Consider the following 23,954-nt stretch of genomic DNA (forward strand, 5'->3'; position numbering starts at 1 on the left):
ATGTTTTTATATAGTTAATTTGGGAGGGTTTATATGAAAGTTCGTATATTGGCATACATATGTATATTTTCTTTATATGTCAGTTTAGGCTCTTATTCTGTTTTTGCACAAGATAACTTGCATGAAGAAATTCAAAAGCATGCAAAACAGTATGAGATTGCACCTCAAAATGCGATGATTGATAAAATATGGAAGGCAACACCTGGATATAATGGAAGACAAGTGGATATTGAAGCATCGTATAATAATATGAAGAAGCTAAAGGAATTTGATCAAAAATATCTTGAATTCAAAGAAGTCTCACCGAGTGTTCATTTGGAAGATTTATCACCAGCTCCAATTTATAGAGGGCATCCAAATAAAAAGATGGTAGGATTAACAATAAATGTGGCATGGGGAAATGAGTATTTGCCTCGCATATTAGAAATCTTGAAAAAGCATGATGTGAAGGCCACTTTCTTTTTAGAAGGACGTTGGGTGAAAGAAAATTTGCGGTTTGCAAAAATGATTGTCGATGCAAAACAAGAAGTTGGAAATCACTCATACACACACCCTAATATGAAAACGTTATCTTCAGATGAAATACGAGATCAGTTACAAAAAACAAATCGAATGATAGAAGTAGCAACGAATCAAAAAGTAAGATGGTTTGCTCCGCCGAGTGGAAGCTTTCGAGATGAAGTCGTAAAGATTGCAGATGATTTTCAAATGGGAACGATTATGTGGACTGTAGATACGATCGATTGGAAGCGACCTGAGCCGGATGTACTATTGCAGAGAGTAATGAGAAAAATACATCCAGGTGCTATCATATTAATGCATCCTACTTCGTCTACAGCAGAGGCTTTAGAAACAATGATTATAAAATTGAAGGAACAAAGATATAAAGTGGGGAATATAACTGAATTACTGGATGAAAAACGTGTGGATTAAATACATTTGCATGACATTCATCCTTAAACTTGTTATCATTAAATAATAGCGTTTTATTTAGAGAAACTGGCAGTAGGAGGAAAGTTTTTGATTAAAAAATATACTTGTAAAAATGGTGTAAGAATAGTTATGGAGAATATACCAACTGTAAGATCGGTTGCAATTGGTATTTGGATCCATGCGGGATCAAGAAATGAAAATGAAAAAAATAATGGGATTTCTCACTTTTTAGAGCATATGTTCTTTAAAGGGACAGAAACACGTAGTGCACGAGAGATTGCAGAATCATTTGATAGCATTGGTGGTCAAGTGAATGCATTTACTTCAAAAGAATATACTTGTTACTATGCAAAAGTATTAGATGAGCATGCTAAATATGCTTTAGATGTTTTAGCAGATATGTTCTTTAATTCAACATTTGATGAGGAAGAACTGAAAAAAGAGAAGAATGTCGTATGTGAAGAAATTAAAATGTACGAAGATGCGCCAGATGATATTGTGCATGATATGTTAACGAAAGCAACATATGAAACGCATCCACTTGGATATCCTATTTTAGGAACAGAAGAAACGCTTAATACGTTTACAGGTGATACGTTACGTCAATATATAAAAGATCATTACACACCTGAAAATGTAGTTGTATCAGTTGCAGGAAATATTGATGAAGCATTTTTACAAACAGTGGAGCAATATTTCGGTAGTTATGAAGGAACAACAAACCGTGAACAAGTACATAGCCCAATTTTCCATTTCAATAAGGTAGCCCGTAAAAAGGAAACGGAACAAGCTCATTTATGTCTAGGATATAAAGGCTTACAAATGGGACACGAAGATATTTATAACTTAATTGTATTAAATAATGTTTTAGGCGGTAGCATGAGTAGCCGTTTATTCCAAGAAGTACGTGAGCAACGTGGATTAGCTTACTCGGTATTTTCTTACCACTCTTCTTATGAAGATACAGGTATGTTAACACTTTACGGTGGAACAGGTAGCCAACAATTAGATACACTGTATGAAACAATGCAAGAAACATTAGAGACATTGAAAAATACAGGTATTACAGAAAAAGAGCTTATGAATAGTAAAGAGCAATTAAAAGGAAACTTAATGTTAAGTTTAGAAAGTACAAATAGCCGTATGAGTCGTAACGGTAAAAATGAATTGCTTCTTCGTAAACATCGTTCACTTGATGAGATTATTGAAAGTGTAAACACTGTAACAAAAGAAAATGTGGACGGATTAATTCGCAACATGTTTACTGATGAATTCTCTGCGGCACTTATTAGTCCAGACGGAAAACTTCCAAAAGGAATAAAACTATAATCGATTTTTATGATGTATCTGATAATAACCTTCTCTCTTTTTAAATGAGAGAAGGTTATTTTTTTTATACATATAGAATAGGTACTAATTATAGACAATGCAAATGAAAAATTCAGTAGGGGAGTGGAGTATGTATGCGATTAAGTGAATTAAGTGGTAAAGAGGTTGTAGATATAGAAAAAGCGGAAAAAATGGGAGTCTTAGGTTATATGGATTTAGAGATTAATGAGAAAGACGGACAAATACAAACACTTATAATACCTGTAGGGAAGTGGGGAGGTTTTAAAAAGGAACCACAAGAAGTAAGGGTGGCATGGAATCAAATAAAGAAAGTCGGACATGATATGCTTCTTTGTGATAGTATAGATCGTTCAAATTCGGAGTGAAGGATGGCCATTTTGGTCATCTTTTTTTGTATCTACATAGAAACCTGATAAATCATATGTGCATTTGGATTTTCAATCACCATAAACTCGTACATTACATATGATGTGGAGGAAAAAGAAAAAGTAGGCACTTTTCTTATAAATGACAGAAAAAGAAGGTGAATTAGGGAATGTTGACTGAGATGCATATTGCTGTCATAGGAGGAGATGCAAGGCAGCTAGAAGTAATTCGTAAGCTAGTTGAATTGGATGCGAAACTTTCTTTGATAGGGTTTGATCAGTTAGATCATGGTTTCACAGGGGCAGCAAAAGAAAGTATACAAAATTTAGATTTCACTTCTGTAGACGCAATCATTTTGCCGGTTGCAGGTACAAATGCTAAAGGAGAAGTAGATACTATTTTTTCAAATGAAAAAGTTTCAATAACGAAAGAACAAATTGAAAATACACCAGAACACTTTACTATATATTCGGGTATTGGTACACCTTACTTGGAAAATCTCGTATCTACTACGAACCGAAAACTTGTTAAATTATTTGATCGTGATGATGTGGCAATATACAATTCTATTCCAACTGTAGAAGGTACATTAATGATGGTAATTCAACATACCGACTATACAATTCATGGGTCCAATGTAATGGTTCTAGGATTTGGTAGAACAGGAATGAGTGTTGCGAGAGCATTTCAATCATTAGGAGCCCATGTCAAAGTTGGAGCAAGACGATCTGAACATATTGCACGTATTACAGAAATGATGTTTTCTCCTTTTCATATGCAAGACATAGAGAAAGAAGTAGGGAATATCGATATTGTAATCAATACAATTCCGCACCTCGTTGTAACAGCGAATGTTATTGCAAAAATGCCAGCTCATACGTTAGTGATTGATTTAGCTTCTAAACCAGGTGGTACTGACTTTAGATATGCGGAAAAAAGAGGAGTCAAAGCGTTGCTAGCACCTGGATTACCAGGTATTGTTGCTCCCAAAACGGCCGGGCAAATTTTAGCAAATGTTCTTTCTCAGTTATTAGCAGCAGATGCAATTGCAAAGGAGGAGGAAAAGAAATGAGTTTGAAGGGGAAACGAATTGGTTTCGGATTTACGGGTTCACATTGTACGTATGAGGAAGTTATGCCGCACTTAGAAAAATTAATTGCTGAAGGGGCAGAAGTACGTCCCGTTGTTTCATACACTGTTCAATCAACAAATACTAGATTTGGAGAAGGAGCAGAGTGGATTAAGAAGATTGAAGAAATAACAGGTTTTAAAGCAATTAATTCAATTGTTGGAGCAGAGCCACTTGGACCTAAAATTCCATTAGACTGCATGGTAATCGCTCCTTTAACAGGAAATTCTATGAGTAAATTTGCAAATGCAATGACAGATTCTCCAGTACTAATGGCAGCAAAAGCGACGCTAAGAAATGGCAAGCCTGTCGTATTGGCAGTTTCGACGAATGATGCTTTAGGATTAAATGGGGTAAATCTCATGCGCCTAATGGCCACAAAAAATATCTATTTCGTCCCATTCGGTCAAGATGCGCCAGAGAAAAAACCGAACTCAATGGTAGCTCGTATGGAGTTACTGGAAGATACAGTATTAGAAGCGCTGCAAGGAAAGCAATTGCAACCGGTGGTCGTAGAAAAATTCAGATATATGAATTAAAAAACGAAAAAAAACGGACAATTTTTGATGAAACCATCATTCTTACTGTAGAATATGATAAAATTAACGTTATTAAGATTAGAAGGGGTATTGTATACTCCTTCTGATTCTAAGTTATAGAAGGATTGGTATCTAGAAAGGGGCATAGTGATGGAAAAGCAAAAAACTTTTCATGTCGCTGTAGTTGGAGCAACCGGCGCAGTTGGTGAACAAATGTTAAATACTTTAGAGAAACGAGAATTTCCAATCGGGAAATTAACGTTACTTTCATCTAAACGATCTGCAGGTAAGAAACTTGTATTTAAAGGCGAAGAATTTACAGTTCAAGAGGCAACTCCTGAAAGCTTTGAAGGAGTAGATATCGCACTATTTAGTGCTGGTGGATCTGTATCGAAACAATTAGCGCCAGAAGCAGCAAAACGCGGTGCGATTGTTGTTGATAATACAAGTGCATTCCGTATGACAGAAAACGTGCCACTTGTTGTACCTGAAGTAAATGAAAACGACTTAAAAGAACATAATGGTATTATTGCAAATCCAAACTGTTCTACAATTCAAATGGTAGTAGCTCTTGAGCCAGTTCGTCAGCAATATGGTTTAAAACGAGTAATCGTTTCCACATATCAAGCTGTATCAGGTGCTGGTGCGGCAGCTATTGAAGAACTTCATGAACAATCACAAGCAATCTTAAATGGCGAAGAAGTTAAGGCAAATGTTCTTCCTGTATCAGGTGATAAGAAGCATTTCCCAATTGCTTTTAATGCGATTCCACAGATTGATAAGTTCCAAGATAATGGATTTACATTTGAAGAAATGAAAATGATTAACGAAACAAAAAAAATTATGCATATGCCTGAATTAGAAGTAGCGGCAACATGTGTACGTTTACCAGTTGTATCAGGACACTCTGAGTCTGTTTACATCGAAGTAGAAAAAGAAGGCGTAACAGTAGCAGAATTAAAGAGCTTACTTGCAAATGCGGAAGGTATTGTTCTGCAAGATAATCCAGAAGAGCAGTTATATCCAATGCCAGCTACTGCAGTAGGTAAAAACGAAGTATTCGTTGGAAGAATCCGTAAAGATTTAAATAACGATAAAGGATTCCATCTTTGGGTCGTATCTGATAACTTATTAAAAGGCGCTGCATGGAATTCTGTTCAAATTGCAGAGCGCTTAGTAAAATTACAATTAGTGTAAACGGCTAAGAGAAGGTGCAAAATATGAAAATAATTGTTCAAAAATTTGGTGGCACATCAGTACGTGATGACAATGGACGTAAGCATGCGCTTCATCATATAAAGAAATCATTAGCTGCTGGTTATAAAGTAGTTACTGTCGTATCTGCTATGGGTCGTAAAGGTGAACCATATGCAACGGATACGTTATTAAGTCTTGTAAATCAAGAGGAATCTACTATTTCTAAACGTGAGCAAGATTTATTATTATCGTGCGGAGAGTTAATCTCTGCAATTGTTTTCTCTAATATGTTGAATGAGAACGGTATAAAAGCAGCAGCATTAAATGGTGCACAAGCTGGTTTTGTAACGAATGATGACTTTACGAATGCAAAGATTATTGAAATGAATTGCGATCGTATACATGAAGAGTTAGAAAATGTAGATGTAATCGTCGTTACAGGATTCCAAGGGCAAACGAAAAAAGGTGATACGACAACACTTGGACGCGGAGGTAGTGATACTTCAGCTTCAGCATTAGGTGTTGCACTTCATGCTGAATACATCGATATATTCACTGATGTAGAAGGTGTTATGACTGCGGATCCTCGTATTGTAAAAGATGCACGTCATCTTCAAACTGTAACGTATAACGAAATTTGTAACATGGCTTATCAAGGTGCGAAAGTCGTTCATCCACGTGCAGTTGAAATTGCGATGCATGCAAAAGTGCCACTTCGTGTACGTTCTACGTATTCTGATAGTGAAGGTACGCTTATTTCAGCATATGACGGTGCTACAAGAGGTCGTGATGTAGAAGAACGTCCTGTTACAGGTATCGCCCACGTATCAAACGTAACGCAAATTAAAGTGCTTGCAAAAGAAACGGCATATGATTTGCAACAACATGTGTTTAAAGAGATGGCGAACGAAGGAATAAGTGTCGATTTAATTAATATTTCACCTACTGGTGTAGCATATACGGTGAGTGATAATGTATCAAGTCATGCAGTTAAATTATTAAAGAACCTTGGATATGAGCCAATTGTGACAGAGCATTGTGCGAAAGTATCTATCGTTGGAGCTGGAATGGCAGGATACCCAGGGGTTACTGCGAAAATCGTTACAGCTTTAGCGGAAAAAGGTATTCAAATCCTGCAATCGGCAGATAGTCATACAACAATTTGGGTTCTTGTAAAAGAAACTGATTTAGTGGAGGCTGTAAATGCATTACATAGTGCGTTTGAGCTTTCAAAAGAAAAGCAACTGGAACAATAAGGAGTGAGACCATGATAGATTTTGGGACAATTGCAACCGCGATGGTAACACCGTTTGATATAAACGGGAATATCGATTTTGCAAAGACAACGAAATTGGTAAATTATTTAATTGATAACGGTACAACAGCAATCGTGGTAGGAGGAACGACAGGAGAATCTCCTACATTAACTTCAGAAGAGAAGGTAGCGTTATATCGCCATGTCGTATCTGTTGTCGATAAAAGAGTGCCCGTAATCGCTGGAACAGGTAGCAATAATACGCATGCTTCTATTGACTTAACTAAAAAGGCAACAGAAGTTGGTGTGGATGCAGTAATGCTAGTAGCACCGTATTATAATAAGCCGAGTCAAGAAGGAATGTATCAGCATTTTAAAGCAATTGCTGAAAGTACGCCGCTTCCGGTTATGCTATATAACGTTCCAGGACGATCTATTGTACAAATCTCCGTTGATACAGTTGTTCGTTTATCAGAAATAGAAAACATTGTTGCTATTAAAGATGCCGGCGGCGATGTGTTGACAATGACAGAAATCATTGAAAAAACAGCGGACGACTTTGCGGTATACAGCGGTGATGACGGTTTAACGTTACCGGCTATGGCAGTTGGGGCTAAAGGTATCGTTTCGGTAGCATCTCATGTTATCGGAAATGAAATGCAAGAAATGATTACAGCATTTCAAGCAGGAGAGTTTAAAAAGGCACAAAAATTACATCAATTACTTGTAAGAGTAACTGATTCGTTATTTATGGCGCCAAGTCCAACTCCAGTAAAAACAGCGTTACAAATGGTTGGATTAGATGTAGGTTCTGTACGTTTACCACTTCTTCCATTAACAGAAGAAGAAAGAGTAACGTTACAATCTGTAATGCAATCTATTCCTCGTTAATAAAAATGACCTAGTGTGAAACTAGGTCATTTTTTTATTGATATGAAAATGTTTGAATCTGTTTTAAAGTGAATCTTTTGTAAAATGATTTTAGGATCGCCTTTCTCGTCTGTATATGACCCTATAATATAGAAAACATTTTATGTTGAAAACGAGTATATTACGCTACGCGTTCTCTACTTGTTAAAGTATGATATTGTTCTTTCATTAATTTGGTTCCAACATCTTTTTCTCGATAATGGCTGTCAAATCCTGCTAAAAATTTAACCTTATTAAATTTCTATTAGATTTTGTAATTCATAGCCTTTTGTCATGTAATGCAATGTTTATAAGAAAAGGATCTTACATCTTTAATTTTGTTGAAAAGTAGTTGCTAGTACAGAAAATACTTTCGATTATGTGTTTATAGGAATTGCCTCAAATATGACGTAATCTATAAAAAAGCTTCATTTTATAAGTGTTTTTGTGCAATTCAAGAAAAAAATCTAGGAAATCCATCAAATGAAAGTAATTTAAAGTGTTTAAGTTATTTTTTCAAATAACATGGAGTATAAAAGCAGCGGAAATAAGCCATATACTTTTAGTGCTGTTCCTTTCTTTTACTTTTTCTTTCGCACGATTTAACTTGTGTTCTATTTCTTGTATCAGGTATAATATGGCTAAGTAGCTTAGTACGGGTATGCTTAGCAAAATTGGGAAAAATTATAATTTAATTAAATTTTCATATCATATCGAATAAGATATTTGATTTATATAATGAAAGAGAGGTGAAACCTGGTTTAAAAAATAAACAAGGACATGATATCGCATAACGGTAAGGACATTCGTCTTGGACGGTGAAAATATGGTGGTTGTAGAGTTTCCCCTGGTGTCTCTGCAATTTTAGTGAAATCAGTGTTTGCAAGATTTTTAAACCAGGCAACAACATGAAGAGAAAAGAGAATGAGTCTGTTAAAGTATTTGCTCTTGGTGGAGTAGGTGAAATCGGGAAAAACATGTACTGTGTTGAAATTGATTCTGAAATCTTTATCGTAGATGCGGGGTTAATGTTCCCGGGAGATGAAATGTTTGGAATTGATATCGTTATTCCTGATATTACATATTTAGTGGAAAATCAAGAGCGAGTAAAAGGTTTATTTATTACTCACGGTCATGAAGATCATATTGGTGGAATTGTGTATGTGCTTCGTAAATTATCTATTCCAGTCTATGCAACGAAATTAACAGTAGGACTTATACAAGAAAAACTTGGTGAAGCGGGCATGTTAGGCCGTGTAGACCTAAAAACAATCGATTCAAATTCAACAGTAGAGTTTAACACTACAACAGTGTCATTCTTCGGAACGACACATAGTATTCCGGATTCTGTTGGCGTTTGTTTCCATACATCAAAAGGTGCAATCGTATATACGGGAGACTTTAAATTCGATCAAACTCCAATTGGAAATAGTGGAGCAGATCTTGGGAAAATGGCGCAAATCGGAAATGAAGGTGTACTTTGCCTATTATCTGATAGTACAAATGCAGAGCGTCCAGGGTATACAGGTTCAGAAAAAGAAGTTGGTGTAGAAATTTCTAAAGTGTTCTACGGTGCAGAAGGTCGTATTATCGTTGCTTCATTTGCATCGAATGTACATCGTATTCAACAAGTATTTGATGCAGCTGCCGAAACAGGGCGAAAAGTAGCGGTAGTAGGACGTAGTATGGTGAAAGTAGTAGACATTGCAAGACGTCTTGGTTATTTAGATGTTCCAGAAGGTATGGTTATTTCATTACAAGAAGTAGACAACTTCCCAGAGAAAAAGGTAGCTATTTTAACGACAGGTAGTCAAGGTGAACCGATGGCTGCTCTATCTAGAATGGCAAAACAAGCACATAAACAAATTTCAATTCGTAAAGGTGATACTGTTATCATTGCTGCTTCGCCAATTCCGGGTAATGAAATATCTGTATCAAAAATTATTGATTTGTTATTTAGAGCTGGAGCTGAAGTTGTTTATTACGGCGAAAGAAAAGTTCACGTTTCAGGTCACGGTAGCCAAGAAGAATTAAAATTAATGTTAAATTTAATGAAACCGAAGTACTTTGTACCCGTACATGGTGAGTTTCGTATGCAAAAAGCACATGCGTATTTAGCTGAAGATGTAGGTATTACAAGAGAAAATATCTTTATCGTAGAAAAAGGTGATGTAATTGCTTTTGGTGACGATGAAGCGAACTTAGTCGGTAAAGTACAAGCTGGTAATGTTTTAATTGATGGATTAGGTGTAGGTGACGTTGGTAATATCGTTCTTCGAGATAGAAAGATGTTATCTCAAGATGGAATATTAGTAGTTGTTGTAACACTTGGTAAAGATGAAAAGAAAATTATCTCTGGTCCAGAAATCATTTCACGTGGTTTCGTATATGTTCGTGAATCAGAAGCGTTAATTGAACGATCTACAGAGATTGTACGTATGATTGTTGAGCAGTCAATTAAAGAATATTCGATTGAATGGTCAATGTTAAAACAAAATATTCGTGAATTATTAGGACAGTTCTTGTACGAAGAGACAAAGAGAAAACCTATGATTTTACCGATTATTATGGAAGTATAAAAAAGATCACCCTTATGGGTGATCTTTTTTTCTTTTTAACCCTATCGAATGAAATTTATAACTTAAGAAATAATAGTTATATACGAGTGAAAGGGGATGCGAAATGACAGAACGTGATCGATATACAAATGAAGAAAAAGAAGCTGAGCCAAAAGAAGCTGGAAAAGAGGCTTCAATAGTAGAAAAAATTCAACAGCTTGGACAGACAAATGTACCACAGATGAATGAATCACGTATTCATTGTTTAACGATTATCGGACAAGTGGAAGGTCATGTTCAATTACCGCCGCAAAATAAAACAACAAAATACGAGCATATCATTCCGCAAATTGTTGCGATTGAACAAAATCCAAAAATTGAAGGTTTGCTGTTAATATTAAATACGGTTGGAGGTGACGTTGAAGCTGGACTAGCAATTTCTGAAATGGTAGCTTCACTTTCAAAGCCAACAGTATCTTTAGTTTTAGGTGGGGGACATTCCATTGGTGTACCGATTGCTGTTTCTACTGACTATTCGTTTATTGCGGAAACTGCGACGATGACAATTCATCCGATTCGTTTAACAGGTCTTGTCATAGGTGTGCCACAAACATTTGAGTATTTGGATAAGATGCAAGAAAGAGTCATTCGTTTTGTGACGAAGCACTCGAAAGTAACAGAAGATCGTTTTAAAGAGCTTATGTTTGCGAAAGGAAATTTAACGCGAGATATTGGGACGAATGTAATTGGTGGGGATGCAGTAAAGTACGGTCTTATAGATGATGTTGGTGGTATTGGAAATGCAATTCGAAAATTAAACGAATTAATCGATGTTCGCGCGGAAGGTAGTGCAGAAGGGACAATGTTACAATGATTTTATATACAATTATGCCAGAGCAACTTGTGTATCCGGCCGATTATTCACAATGTGAAAGTCAAAAAGTTGTAAATATAAATGGTGTGGAATTAATGGTTTCTGAAGAGGAACATGGGTGTTATTCTATTGTACGTGTGCTAAGTACGGACCCACTTCACTATTTAGAGTTTGAGCCAGGTCAGAAAATAACCTTTTAGCAAAAAGAAGGATTTTGTTTAGAAGCTATGGTATAATATAAAAAACAAGACGGTTGAGCAGCCATGAGTAGGCTGCTTTCTTCTGTTTATTTAGCATTTTACAAGAAGTGTAAAAATAGAAGATATAAAGACCTGAAAAATAGAGAAAACAGACATATAAATAGAGCGTTTTTAGGAGAGCTTTACTTATATGTAGAACACGAGGTGAAGAAATGGCAAAACAAAAGCAAAGAGGGACGAAGGCAAAGGCAAGACGTACGATAAAGCCAACTTTGTATTATGAAATCGTCGGTTTAACTCTTTTTGCACTTTCGATCATTACGATTTTACAGCTAGGCGTTGTAGGGAAATCGTTTGTGTTATTTTTTCGCTTCTTCTTTGGTGAGTGGTACATAATTGGTGTGTTAGGTGTAATAGCTTTATCGGTTTCCTTTGTTATAAAACGCGGATGGCCGAACCTTTTAAATAAACGGTTAATTGGATTTTATTTAATTGTATTGGCAATATTAATGTTTAGTCATATTACATTATTTAACCTTCTTACAAAAGATGGAGCAGTGCAAAATACTTCTGTTATTGTGAGTACGAAAGATAACTTCTTTCTTGAAATGAAAAAAGGGCCAGATAGCGTTCATTTAGGTGGTGGTATGTTTGGTGCGCTTATGTTCGCGACATGTTACTTCCTATTCGACGAAGTAGGAGCCTATATCATTGGAATTATTTTAGTTATTCTCGGGGTACTCTGTATAACAAATAAACATATTGGAGAAGTGTTAGCTCCAGTTGGTAGAATTCTTAGAAGTCAATTTCAAGTGATACAAGGGGATTATAAAGATTGGAGATCCAAAAGAACGGCTGAACAAACAGAAAAGAAAAAAACAACAAGAAGTACAAGAAGCAAACGTGCTGCAGAACAAGAAGAAGTTATTGAGCCGATGGAAGAAATCCAAATTGATCCGCCAATTATTTCAAATTTCACTGAGAATTATCCTGTAAATGAAGAAGAGGATAAACGAATTGAAGTAGAGCAAGAAGATTTGATCACTTCACCGTTTATTGAAGAGACTCCACCAATTGAAGAATCAAAGAAAAAGCGTGGAGAAAAAATTGTTGAATCGTTAGAGAGTGAAGCGCAAGCACCTCCTATGCAATTTTCAAATGTAGAAAATAAAGATTACAAGCTTCCTTCACTTGATATATTAAAATTTCCAAAGAATAAGCAAGTTACAAATGAAAACGCGGAAATTTATGAGAATGCTCGTAAATTAGAACGTACATTCCAAAGTTTCGGAGTGAAAGCGAAAGTAACCAAAGTGCATAGAGGTCCTGCAGTTACAAAATATGAAGTGTATCCTGATATGGGGGTAAAGGTAAGCAAAATTGTCAGTTTAAGTGATGATTTAGCCCTTGCTTTAGCTGCAAAGGACATTCGTATTGAGGCGCCAATTCCCGGGAAATCAGCTGTAGGGATCGAAGTTCCGAACTCAGAAGTTTCGATGGTAACGCTGAGGGAAGTTCTTGATTCTAAGGCTAATAATCATCCGGAAGAGAAGTTGTTAATTGGTCTTGGCCGAGATATTACAGGTGAAGCTGTATTAGCCCGTTTAAATAAAATGCCCCATTTACTCGTAGCTGGTGCGACAGGTAGCGGGAAAAGTGTATGTATTAATGGTATTATTGTTAGTATTTTAATGCGTGCAAAACCGCATGAAGTAAAATTAATGATGATTGACCCGAAAATGGTAGAGTTAAATGTATATAACGGTGTGCCTCATTTGTTAACGCCAGTTGTAACTGATCCGAAAAAAGCATCGCAAGCATTGAAAAAAGTTGTGAGTGAGATGGAACGTCGTTATGAATTATTTGCTCATAGTGGTACACGTAACATTGAAGGATACAATGATTATATAAAAGAACATAATAGTCAATCAGAAGCGAAACAACCCGAATTACCGTATATTGTAGTAATTGTGGACGAGTTAGCAGATTTAATGATGGTTGCTTCGTCTGATGTAGAGGATGCGATTATGCGTCTAGCGCAAATGGCTCGTGCTGCTGGTATTCATTTAATTATTGCAACGCAACGTCCGTCAGTTGACGTTATTACGGGTGTTATTAAAGCAAATATTCCATCACGTATTGCATTCGCTGTATCTTCTCAAACAGATTCTCGTACAATTCTTGACGGTGGTGGTGCAGAAAAGCTACTAGGTCGTGGCGACATGCTGTTTATACCAATTGGTGCATCGAAACCTGTACGTGTACAAGGTGCATTTTTATCAGATGATGAAGTTGAGAGAGTTGTAGAATATGTTATTGGACAGCAAAAAGCACAATATCAAGAAGATATGATTCCGCAAGATGTTCCTGATACGAAGCAGGAAGTAGAAGATGAATTATATGATGAAGCGGTTCAACTTGTAGTGGAAATGCAAACAGCATCTGTTTCTATGCTACAACGTAGGTTTAGAGTAGGTTATACGCGAGCTGCTCGTCTAATTGATGCAATGGAAATGAATGGTGTAGTAGGTCCATATGAAGGTAGTAAACCGAGAGAAGTACTCATTAATGATGTACAAGAAAAAAGTTCTTAAAAAAAGCCTAATTGTTTTTACAATTAGGCTTTTTTATATAGTGTTTTTGTTATATACTATACTCAGCAACAAAGAAAGGGCTTACATTTATAAGGTCCCTATAGAATACGAATACTTTGAGTGTGTTTTATGTAAATGTTCGATATTTAATACAGAAAAATGTTGGATTTTGTTGACACGTATGAGAGCAAGTGGTAAGATTACTTCGAAAAGAATCACTGCCTCATATAATCTTGGAGATAAGGTCCATAAGTTTCTACCTGGCAACCATGAATTGCTAGACTATGAGGGGAAAAGTGTGTAACAAAGGATGTAAAGGATCTTTGTGCCGAACTTTTTCTCGAAATGAGGAATGTTTATGGTGCAAAGTTTTTTTTATACAGTAAAGAGTGAAAATTTCATTTTAAAAAATTATTATTATTTATTCGACAATTGTGCTTATTTTTAGTGGTTAGTCATTTGTACTATGTTGTAAGTTGAAAAAAGAGAAAAGAAGTCTTACATCAGAGGTCGAATAATTGAAATGCGGGGGAGTCTTATGTCAGTAAAATCCGATAGTCGTCACCTATATTTACGGGTGATTGATCACATCAAAGAAAAAATTAAAGATGGGGCTTATAAAGAACGACAAAAGTTACCATCAGAGTTTGATTTAGCGAAAGAACTTGGCGTAAGTAGAGCGACTTTAAGGGAAGCGTTACGTATTTTAGAAGAAGAAAATGTTGTCATTCGTAGACATGGTGTAGGGACATTTGTAAATGCAAAGCCATTATTTTCTTCTGGAATAGAACAACTTTCTAGTATTACAGATATGATTTCTAGTGTGGGGAAAACACCAGGAACGATTTTTTTATCATCATCTACTACAACTTTAACAGAAGAGGAAAAAGAGAAGTTTAATAGTGAAGATGGTTTTAATGCAGTGATGATTGAACGCGTGCGTACAGCAGATGGGGAACCTGTTGTATATTGTATCGATAAACTTGCAAAAGAAATATTGCCAGATTTATCGGGTTACAATGAGGAATCATTATTAACGGTGATACATAATAACACGCATAAGCGCATAACATATGCGGTTGCTCACATTGAGCCAATTGGCTATCACCCTAAAATCTCACCAATTTTAGAATGTGAGCCTGAAACAGCACTGCTTGTATTAAAACAAATGCACTATGATCAAAATGATGAGCCAATCTTATATTCTATCAATTACTTTAGAGCTGATAAGTTTAGCTTCCACGTATTAAGAAAGCGTATGTAGGTAAGTTCCTTTTTAGGGAGGTGACAGCAAGAAGTAAGGGACAGCAGCGAAAGAATAAATAAATATATATCATTTTTGGAGGGGTTTCTAGTATGAAGAAAAAAGCAGGTCTTTTATTATCATTAACATTAGTAGCAAGTACAGTTTTAGGTGCATGTGGTAACTCGGATAAGGCAAGCAGTGACAAGAAAGACACGAAAGACTTCAAGGTTGGTATGGTAACGGATGTTGGGGGCGTTGATGACAAATCGTTCAACCAATCTTCTTGGGAAGGACTAAAAAAGTTTGGTAAAGATAATGGATTAAAGGAAAAGACAAATTATCGTTACCTACAGTCTGAAAAAGAAGCGGATTATATTCCAAACTTAAAGAAATTTTCAAAAGATAAGTATGATTTATCTTTCGGAATTGGTTATAAATTAGAAGGTGCAATTAAAGAAGTAGCAAAAGAATCTCCAAAACAACAATTTGCAATCGTTGATACTGTAGTAGATGCACCAAACGTAACGAGCATTACATTTAAAGATCATGAAGGATCATTCCTTGTAGGTGCGGTAGCAGCTATGTCAACAAAATCAAATAAAGTAGGATTTGTTGGTGGGATGAAGAGTGATTTAATTAGTAAATTCGAAAATGGATTTAAAGCGGGTGCAAAAGCAGTAAATCCAAACATTGAAATCGTATCTGAATATGCAGAAGCATTCGATAAACCTGAAAAAGGTACAGTTCTTGCATCAGCAATGTACGGTCAAGGCGTAGACGTAATTTACCATGCTGCTGGTGGTACAGGTAACGGTGTATTCACTGAAGCGAAAAACCGTAAGAAAAAAGGTGAAAATGTTTGGGTAATCGGTGTTGACCGTGACCAAAACCAAGAAGGTATGCCTGAAAACGTAACATTAACTTCAATGGTAAAACGTGTAGATATCGCTGTTGAAAAAGTAGCACAAGAAGCGAAAGACGGTAAGTTAAAAGGCGGTAAAGTAGAAGCGTTTGGTTTAAAAGATGACGGTGTTGGTATTGCAAAAACAACTGACAACGTGAAAAAAGTTAACCCTGAAATTTTAACAAAAGTAGAAGAGCTTGAAAAGAAAATTACAGACGGTGAAATTAAAGTACCAGCTACAGATAAAGAGTATAAAGAATATGAAGCTTCTCTAAAAAAATAAATAGAGAAATAGCAAAGGTTAGTTCATAGAACTAACCTTTGTATGTATAAAACTTCCGAATTGCTTAATAAGTTAATAGTGTAATAGGGAATGTTCCCTGTTAAAAGGAGGAACACAATGGAATACGTAATTGAGATGAATAACATTACGAAAGTATTCCCAGGCATTGTAGCGAATGATGATATTACGCTGCAAGTAAAGCAGGGTGAGATACATGCTTTACTTGGAGAAAATGGTGCAGGGAAATCCACATTGATGAATGTACTATTTGGTTTGTACCAACCAGAACAAGGTGAAATTAAAATTAAAGGAAAGTCTGTAAACATTACCAATCCGAATGTGGCAAATGACCTTGGTATTGGAATGGTTCATCAGCACTTTATGCTTGTTCATAATTTTACAGTTACAGAAAATATTATTCTCGGAAATGAACCGAAGAAAAAAGGGAAAATTGCTGTTGAGGAAGCTGCTAAAGAAATTCAAAAACTGTCTGAACAATACGGTTTAGCTGTAGATCCATATGCGAAAATACAGGATATTTCAGTTGGTATGCAACAGCGTGTTGAGATATTAAAAACTCTTTACCGCGGTGCAGAAATTTTAATATTTGATGAACCGACAGCTGTGTTAACACCGCAAGAAATTCATGAGCTAATTCAAATTATGAAAAAGCTTGTGCAAGAAGGAAAATCTATTGTTCTTATTACACATAAGTTGAAAGAAATTATGGAAGTTTGCGATCGTTGTACGATTATTCGTAAAGGAAAAGGAATTGGAACGGTTGACGTTGCAAATACGGATGAAAATAAACTTGCAGAATTAATGGTCGGACGTCAAGTGAATTTTAAAACAGAAAAAATAGACGCGAAACCAAAAGAAGAGGTACTTTCAATTGCAAACCTTGTTGTTCACGATGCACGTCAACTACCTGCTGTAAAAGGCCTTGACTTAACTGTTCGTGCGGGGGAAATTGTTGGGATTGCAGGGATTGATGGAAACGGACAAAGTGAATTAATAGAAGCAATTACTGGTTTACGAAAAGTTGAGTCAGGTTCTATTGCAATTAAAGGGAAAGAAATAACAAATTGGCCTGTTAGAAGAATAACAGAAGAAGGAATTGGTCATATTCCAGAAGATCGTCATAAACACGGACTCGTCCTTGATTTTTCTGTTAGAGATAATATAGTTCTGCAAACGTACTATAAGAATCCGTTTTCAAAGAAAGGGATTTTAAATTTCAGCAAAATTACAGAAAAAGCAAAGGCTCTTATTGAACAGTTTGATGTACGTACACCTAGTGAGCAAACGTTAGCACGCGCTCTATCTGGGGGAAATCAACAAAAAGCAATTATTGCACGTGAAGTAGACCGTGATCCGGATTTATTAATCGCAGCACAGCCAACACGTGGTTTAGATGTAGGAGCAATTGAATTTATTCATAAGAGATTAATAGAGCAAAGGGATAAAGGGAAAGGTGTATTACTTTTATCACTAGAGTTAGATGAAATCTTAAATGTTAGCGATCGAATTGCTGTTATTTATGAAGGGAAAATTGTAGCAATAGTTGATGCGAAAGAAACGAATGAACAACAGCTTGGATTGTTAATGGCTGGAGGAACAAAGAAGGAGCAGGTGGGTACAAATGGCTAAAAAACTTTTAACAGAACGAACGATAAATATTTTAGTCCCAGTACTATCCGTTATTTTTGGCTTACTTGTCGGAGCGATTGTAATGCTAGTTAGTGGTTATGATCCAATTGTGGGTTATAGTGCACTTTGGACAGGGATGTTCGGCAGCGCAAGTGCGATTGGTGAAACGCTTCGTACAATGATACCGCTTATTCTTGCTGGTTTATCAGTGGCGTTTGCATTTCGTACAGGTTTATTTAATATCGGGGTAGAGGGTCAATTGCTAGTTGGTTGGCTTGCAGCGGTTTGGTTCGGTTATGCAGTTTCACTACCAGCTTTCCTTCATATTCCATTATCTATTTTATTCGCAGCATTGGTAGGAGGAATTTGGGGCTTCATTCCTGGATATTTAAAAGGAAAGTTTCAAGTTAATGAGGTTATTGTAACAATTATGATGAACTATATCGCATTATATGTAACATATGACATCATTAAGCGCTTTTTACATGAAGGTAATGATAAAACGTATGACATTAAAGAGAGTGCATCACTATCTTCAGACTGGCTTGCTTCTATTACTGATGGTTCGCGTCTTCACTGGGGAATTATTGTAGCAATATTAATTGCTATTTTAATGTGGTTCTTATTAGATCGAACAACTTTAGGCTACGAATTAAAGTCGGTAGGATTTAATCAGCATGCTTCTCAATATGCAGGTATGAAAGTTTCTCGTAATGTAGTATTCTCCATGACAATTGCTGGTGCATTTGCGGGGATTGGTGGAGCGATGGAAGGATTAGGAACATTCCAGAGTATGACAGCGATGTCTTCGTTTACAGGAGTAGGATTTGATGGGATTGCTGTAGCATTACTTGGAGGGAATAATCCGTTTGGGATAATCCTTTCAGCTTTATTATTTGGTGGTTTGAAAAGTGCTTCCCCTCAAATGAACTTTGAGGCAGATGTACCATCAGAGCTTATTAATGTAATTATTGCATGTATCATCTTCTTTGTTGCATGTAGTTATGTGTTAAGATGGGCGCTTACACGCATGAGCAAGGAGGGGAAATAAATGAGCTTTTTAGATATATTAGCCATTCTTGTGACGGGTACGTTATATACATCGGCACCTATCATTTTCACAGCACTAGGTGGTGTATTTAGTGAACGATCGGGTGTTGTAAATATCGGATTAGAAGGACTAATGCTATTTGGTGCATTTATTGGAGTTGTTACAAACTTATTAATGGGTGATACTTGGGGAACGATGACTCCGTGGATTGCGTTATTATTTGCGGCAATTGGTAGTGGATTATTTGCATTACTTCATGCGGTAGCTTCTATTACATTCCGAGCAGATCAAGTTGTAAGTGGTGTAGCAATTAACTTCTTATCTCTTGGTTTAACGGTATTTGCAATTAAGAAGATTTTTGATAAAGGGCAGACTGACTTTATTCAGTATCGTATTGAAAAGATTGATATTCCAGGCCTTTCGGATATTCCGGTTTTAGGGAAAATATTTTTCTCGAACGTACCAATAACGTCGTATATTGCCATTATTTTAGCATTCGTTGTTTGGTATGTTATTTATAAAACACCGTTCGGTCTTCGTCTACGTGCTGTTGGTGAACACCCAATGGCAGCGGATACGATGGGGATTAACGTATATAAAATGCGCTATATTGGAGTCTGTATTTCAGGAGTGTTTGCTGGAATTGGTGGAGCGATTTTTGCAATGTCAATTTCTAATAACTTCTCAGGGGCAACTATTACAGGACAAGGTTTCTTAGCTTTAGCTGCTATGATTTTTGGAAAGTGGAATCCACTAGGCGCACTAGGTGCAGCTCTATTCTTTGGTTTTGCACAATCTCTTAGTGTAACGGGCGGAACAATTCCTGTATTAGATCAAATTCCAAGTGTTTTATTAACGATATTACCATATGTATTCACAATATTAGCGCTTGTTGGTTTTGTAGGTCGTTCTGAAGCTCCGAAAGCATTAGGAACTCCTTATGAAAAAGGAAAACGATAAGTATTTTATAAGTATAAAAAAGCTCGCACATTAGTGTGGGCTTTTTTACATAGAATATATTTAATACGGAATTGTACTATGTTCCTTACATATTAAAGTTTTTAGAAAGAATCATATGTAAGCATAATAAGGAAGAAAAGTTGATTTTTTATTTCTAAAAACTGTATATTGAAGAGGAATATTCCTATATACGTAAAGGAGGGCTATAAATGAAACTAATGGAACAACAACTACATGAGTTAGGTGGTTTGCGCGTACATATTATTCCGACTGATAAATATAAAACGAATACCTTTGTATTTCGTTTTAAAGCGCCTTTAAATGAGGAGACGGTGACAGAGCGTGCCCTATTGCCATACGTATTGCAAAGTGCGACAGAAAAATTACCTTCTGTAATTCGTCTTCGTCAATATTTAGAAGAATTATACGGGTCTTCTTTAGCAGTAGATGTAAGTAAAAAAGGGGAAGACCATATTATCTCCATTTATGTAGACATTGCAAATGAAGTATATTTACATGATGCACCACCGTTATTTGAAAAAGCGCTTTCTATGTTGTCGGATATTGTGTTACATCCAGCGACGGAGGGGAACGGTTTCCTACCTTCTATCGTAGAAAGTGAAAAAAGAGCACTGTTACAGAGAATTGAAGCTACTTATGACGATAAAATGCGTTATGCAAACGAGCGTTTAATTGAAGAAATGTGCAAAGTAGAACCGTATCGTTTAAGTGCAAATGGAAAAAAAGAGAGTGTTGCTTCTATTACAAATGAAAGTCTGTATCAATATTATCAAAAGGTGTTAGCGGAAGATGAGATGGATCTATATATTATTGGTGATATTTCAGAAAACGCCGTTGATCTTGTAAGTAAGTATTTTTCTATTTCAGCTCGTCCAGTGAGAGAAAGAAATGTACTCCTTCATAGACGAAATAATGAAGAAAAAGAAGTTGTTGAAAAACAAGAATTAAAACAAAGTAAATTACACATCGGTTATCGTACATTTGTCACATATAAAGATGAAGATTATTTTGCATTGCAATTGTTCAATGGATTGTTTGGTGGTTTTTCTCATTCGAAGTTATTCGTAAATGTGCGTGAAAAAAATAGTTTAGCGTACTATGCAGCATCGCGCTTTGAAAGTCATAAAGGTTTATTATTTGTTATGTCAGGAATTGAAGCGAAAAATTATGAAAAAGCAGTTGAGATTATTAAAGAACAAATGCTTGCGATGCAAAACGGAGAGTTTTCTGAAGAAGAAATACATCAAACAAAAAGTGTCATCCAAAATCAAATATTAGAGGCGATTGATACACCGCGTGGATTTGTAGAAATGCTATATCATGGTATTATTTCAGATCGTACACGTCCAGTTGAAGAATGGCTTACAGGTATAGAAAGTGTGACAAAAGAAGAAATTGTAAAAGTTGCTAAAAATATTGAACTAGATACAATTTACTTTTTACAAGGAACGGAGGGAGAGTAAATGGAGAAAATTATTTATGAGCAATTAAAAGAAACACTCTATTATGAAAAACTTCCTAATGGATTAGATGTATATGTTTTACCGAAACAAGGATTTAATAAAACATTTGCGACGTTTACAACGAAATATGGTTCAGTAGATAATACATTTGTACCATTAGGGAAAGAAGAAATGATTCGTGTACCTGATGGGATTGCACATTTTCTTGAGCATAAATTATTTGAAAAAGAAGATCACGATGCTTTCCAATTGTTTAGTAAACAAGGAGCATCGGCAAATGCTTTTACATCCTTCACACGAACAGCTTACCTTTTTTCATGTACTTCAAACGTAGAACAAAATTTAAATACATTACTAAACTTTGTGCAAGAGCCTTATTTCTCTGAAAAAACAGTTGAAAAAGAGAAGGGGATTATTGGGCAAGAAATTCAAATGTATCAAGATAACCCAGATTGGCGTTTGTACTTTGGGTTAATTGATAGCTTGTTTGTAAAACACCCAATTAAAATTGATATTGCAGGGACAATCGAATCTATTAGTAAAATTACGAAAGATTTATTATATGAATGTTATGAAACATTTTATCATCCGAGCAATATGTTATTATTTGTTGTGGGTGCAATTGATCCAGAGAAAACAATGGATTTAGTACGTGAAAATCAAGCAAAAAAAGATTATAAAAACCAGCCAGAAATTGTGCGTTCATTTGAAGAGGAACCAAATGAGGTAAATGAAAAGAAAAAAATTATTTCAATGCCTGTGCAAACACCGAAATGTTTAGTTGGTATTAAAGCGACTAATTTAAAAGAAAAAGGGCAAGCGCTTTTAAAACAAGAAATTGCGCTTACGTTACTTTTAGATTATTTATTTGGAAAAAGTTCTGTTCATTACGAAGCTTTATATAATGAAGGGCTTATTGATGATTCATTCTCGTATGACTATACAGAAGAAAATAACTTCGGTTTTGCAATGGTTGGCGGTGATACGAAACAACCTGATGAATTGGCAGATCGTTTAAAAGATATTTTATTAAAAACAGATTATGATCAATTAGATGCGGCGGCATTAGAACGAGTGAAGAAAAAGAAAATTGGTGGTTTTTTACGCTCGTTGAATTCACCAGAATATATTGCAAATCAATTTACACGATATGCGTTTAATGAATCTAGTCTATTTGATGCATTGACTGTATTAGAAGGGCTAACCGTTCAAGACTTACAAGAAGTAGCAAAATTATTGTTATCAGAAGAAAAAATGAGTGTTTGTCAGGTGTTACCGAAAAAATAACATTTTAAAGATACCCTCATCTTATCATTGAAAAATTGTAAGATGAGGGTATTATTTAGTTGTGTGAAAAGTGAACTTGTAGAGATAAGAGAGGGAATTTATGAAAAAGTATGCGTTAGTAACTGGAGGGAGCGGAGGGATTGGCTCTGCTATTTCGAAACAATTAATTCAAGATGGATATACAGTTTATGTTCATTACAATAACAGTGAAGGAAAGGTATTGGAATTGCAGAAAGCATGGGGGGAAGTTATCCCTGTGCAAGCGAATTTGGCTTCTAGTGATGGAGCAGAGCAATTGTGGAGACAAATTGAACATCCTATTGATGTTATTGTATATGCAGCTGGGAAGAGTATTTTTGGACTAGTAACAGATGTAACAAACGATGAATTGGATTATATGGTAGAACTTCAAGTGAAGAACGTATATAAATTACTTTCAATGGCACTTCCGCCTATGATTGGGAGGAGAAGTGGTAATATTGTAATTGTTTCATCTATATGGGGACAAATAGGGGCTTCTTGTGAAGTGCTTTATTCAATGGTAAAAGGGGCGCAAAATTCATATGTGAAAGCTTTGGCGAAAGAAGTGTCTTTAAGTGGATTACGTGTGAATGCGGTAGCACCAGGAGCGATTGAAACGGAAATGTTAAGTGTTTTTTCTGAAGAAGATAAAATGGGAATTGCTGAAGATATACCATTAGGTAGAATAGGGTTACCAGAAGAAGTAGCAAAAACAGTTGCATTCCTCGTATCACCAGGAGCATCTTACATAACTGGACAAATCATCGGAGTGAATGGTGGTTGGCACTGCTAAAAATTTCTTACATAAAAAATGAATAGTTGCACAAATTAAGCATGATTTTATTACTCAATAGTGAGGTGCTTAATTATGTCAGTATTAGATAATTTTGATCAGTGGAAGAGCTTTTTAGGAGATCGTTTAGAGCAAGCGCAAGGAAAAGGTTTAGACGGCGGTGCGGTATCAGATATGGCATTTCGTGTTGGCGACTACCTTGCTAATGAAGTAGAAGGACGCAATGACCAAGAGAAATTATTAGCTGAGCTTTGGAAAGTTGCTGATGAACAGGAGCAACATACCATTGCAAACTTAATGGTTAAGTTTGTACAACATAAGTAAAAGTAGAGAGGAGATTCTCCTCTCTACTTTTTTTGTATAATAATTAC

Annotated in this window: 21 protein-coding genes and 1 riboswitch; all 21 genes read left to right on the forward strand. The window is 35.8% G+C overall.

The annotated features are described in order from the left end of the window. The first annotated feature begins 33 nt into the window (after positions 1-33). The 21 genes from AC1Q8L_RS13530 to AC1Q8L_RS13630 all read left to right on the forward strand — a co-directional run bounded on the left by AC1Q8L_RS13530 (position 34) and on the right by AC1Q8L_RS13630 (position 23,907). Positions 34-933: a polysaccharide deacetylase family protein gene (locus tag AC1Q8L_RS13530; RefSeq protein ID WP_000868221.1), complete on the forward strand. Its 900-nt coding sequence runs from the start codon at positions 34-36 to the stop codon at positions 931-933. Positions 934-1,020: 87 nt separating this feature from the next. Beyond that, positions 1,021-2,262, forward strand: coding sequence for a M16 family metallopeptidase (locus AC1Q8L_RS13535; protein WP_000593001.1), 1,242 nt, complete (start codon positions 1,021-1,023; stop codon positions 2,260-2,262). Between the two features lie 134 nt (positions 2,263-2,396). Continuing rightward, positions 2,397-2,648 carry a YlmC/YmxH family sporulation protein gene (locus AC1Q8L_RS13540; RefSeq protein WP_001239757.1) on the forward strand — a complete coding sequence of 84 codons (252 nt, stop codon included), beginning with the start codon at positions 2,397-2,399 and terminating at the stop codon, positions 2,646-2,648. 170 nt (positions 2,649-2,818) lie between these two features. After that, positions 2,819-3,721 (forward strand): dipicolinic acid synthetase subunit A, encoded by a 903-nt coding sequence (gene dpaA, locus AC1Q8L_RS13545; protein WP_000954735.1) that lies wholly within the window; start codon positions 2,819-2,821, stop codon positions 3,719-3,721. Then, complete coding sequence (gene dpaB, locus AC1Q8L_RS13550) at positions 3,718-4,317, forward strand: dipicolinate synthase subunit B (RefSeq protein WP_000053596.1); 600 nt, start codon at positions 3,718-3,720, stop codon at positions 4,315-4,317. The genes dpaA and dpaB overlap by 4 nt, the downstream gene beginning before the upstream one ends. Positions 4,318-4,467: 150 nt before the next feature. Further along, positions 4,468-5,514, forward strand: coding sequence for an aspartate-semialdehyde dehydrogenase (asd, locus tag AC1Q8L_RS13555; protein WP_000414846.1), 1,047 nt, complete (start codon positions 4,468-4,470; stop codon positions 5,512-5,514). A 23-nt stretch (positions 5,515-5,537) separates the two neighbouring features. After that, on the forward strand, positions 5,538-6,770 hold the full coding sequence (gene dapG, locus AC1Q8L_RS13560; protein WP_000692450.1) for an aspartate kinase: 1,233 nt from the start codon (positions 5,538-5,540) through the stop codon (positions 6,768-6,770). An 11-nt stretch (positions 6,771-6,781) separates the two neighbouring features. Beyond that, entirely contained in the window at positions 6,782-7,660 is an 879-nt protein-coding gene (dapA, locus tag AC1Q8L_RS13565; protein WP_000564763.1) for a 4-hydroxy-tetrahydrodipicolinate synthase, read from the forward strand. A 926-nt stretch (positions 7,661-8,586) separates the two neighbouring features. Beyond that, on the forward strand, positions 8,587-10,257 hold the full coding sequence (locus tag AC1Q8L_RS13570) for a ribonuclease J (protein WP_000823089.1): 1,671 nt from the start codon (positions 8,587-8,589) through the stop codon (positions 10,255-10,257). A gap of 103 nt (positions 10,258-10,360) precedes the next feature. Next, complete coding sequence (gene tepA, locus AC1Q8L_RS13575) at positions 10,361-11,110, forward strand: translocation-enhancing protein TepA (protein ID WP_000139807.1); 750 nt, start codon at positions 10,361-10,363, stop codon at positions 11,108-11,110. Then, positions 11,107-11,310, forward strand: a complete 204-nt coding sequence (locus tag AC1Q8L_RS13580; RefSeq protein WP_000605020.1) for a YlzJ-like family protein — start codon at positions 11,107-11,109, stop codon at positions 11,308-11,310. Before tepA ends, AC1Q8L_RS13580 begins: the two co-directional genes overlap by 4 nt. A gap of 212 nt (positions 11,311-11,522) precedes the next feature. Next, positions 11,523-13,904, forward strand: a complete 2,382-nt coding sequence (locus tag AC1Q8L_RS13585) for a DNA translocase FtsK (protein ID WP_001118792.1) — start codon at positions 11,523-11,525, stop codon at positions 13,902-13,904. 203 nt (positions 13,905-14,107) lie between these two features. Next, positions 14,108-14,209, forward strand: a riboswitch (purine riboswitch). 233 nt (positions 14,210-14,442) lie between these two features. Then, positions 14,443-15,168 carry a GntR family transcriptional regulator gene (locus AC1Q8L_RS13590; protein ID WP_000114182.1) on the forward strand — a complete coding sequence of 242 codons (726 nt, stop codon included), beginning with the start codon at positions 14,443-14,445 and terminating at the stop codon, positions 15,166-15,168. 92 nt (positions 15,169-15,260) lie between these two features. Then, complete coding sequence (locus tag AC1Q8L_RS13595; protein ID WP_000725773.1) at positions 15,261-16,337, forward strand: BMP family lipoprotein; 1,077 nt, start codon at positions 15,261-15,263, stop codon at positions 16,335-16,337. A gap of 117 nt (positions 16,338-16,454) precedes the next feature. Continuing rightward, entirely contained in the window at positions 16,455-17,987 is a 1,533-nt protein-coding gene (locus tag AC1Q8L_RS13600) for an ABC transporter ATP-binding protein (RefSeq protein ID WP_000456925.1), read from the forward strand. Then, on the forward strand, positions 17,980-19,038 hold the full coding sequence (locus tag AC1Q8L_RS13605) for an ABC transporter permease (protein WP_001085255.1): 1,059 nt from the start codon (positions 17,980-17,982) through the stop codon (positions 19,036-19,038). Before AC1Q8L_RS13600 ends, AC1Q8L_RS13605 begins: the two co-directional genes overlap by 8 nt. After that, positions 19,039-19,998, forward strand: coding sequence for an ABC transporter permease (locus AC1Q8L_RS13610; protein WP_000008857.1), 960 nt, complete (start codon positions 19,039-19,041; stop codon positions 19,996-19,998). 209 nt (positions 19,999-20,207) lie between these two features. Further along, positions 20,208-21,482, forward strand: coding sequence for an EF-P 5-aminopentanol modification-associated protein YfmF (gene yfmF / locus AC1Q8L_RS13615; RefSeq protein ID WP_000772413.1), 1,275 nt, complete (start codon positions 20,208-20,210; stop codon positions 21,480-21,482). Further along, a complete protein-coding gene (yfmH, locus tag AC1Q8L_RS13620) occupies positions 21,483-22,769 on the forward strand; it encodes an EF-P 5-aminopentanol modification-associated protein YfmH (protein WP_000411277.1) in 1,287 nt (428 codons plus the stop codon). 100 nt (positions 22,770-22,869) lie between these two features. Continuing rightward, positions 22,870-23,583, forward strand: coding sequence for an elongation factor P 5-aminopentanone reductase (gene ymfI / locus AC1Q8L_RS13625; RefSeq protein ID WP_000759626.1), 714 nt, complete (start codon positions 22,870-22,872; stop codon positions 23,581-23,583). Positions 23,584-23,658: 75 nt separating this feature from the next. After that, positions 23,659-23,907: a DUF3243 domain-containing protein gene (locus tag AC1Q8L_RS13630; protein ID WP_000114444.1), complete on the forward strand. Its 249-nt coding sequence runs from the start codon at positions 23,659-23,661 to the stop codon at positions 23,905-23,907. Positions 23,908-23,954: the final 47 nt, after the last annotated feature.

The sequence above is a fragment of the Bacillus sp. GW823-FHT06A11 genome (genome assembly GCF_058795355.1).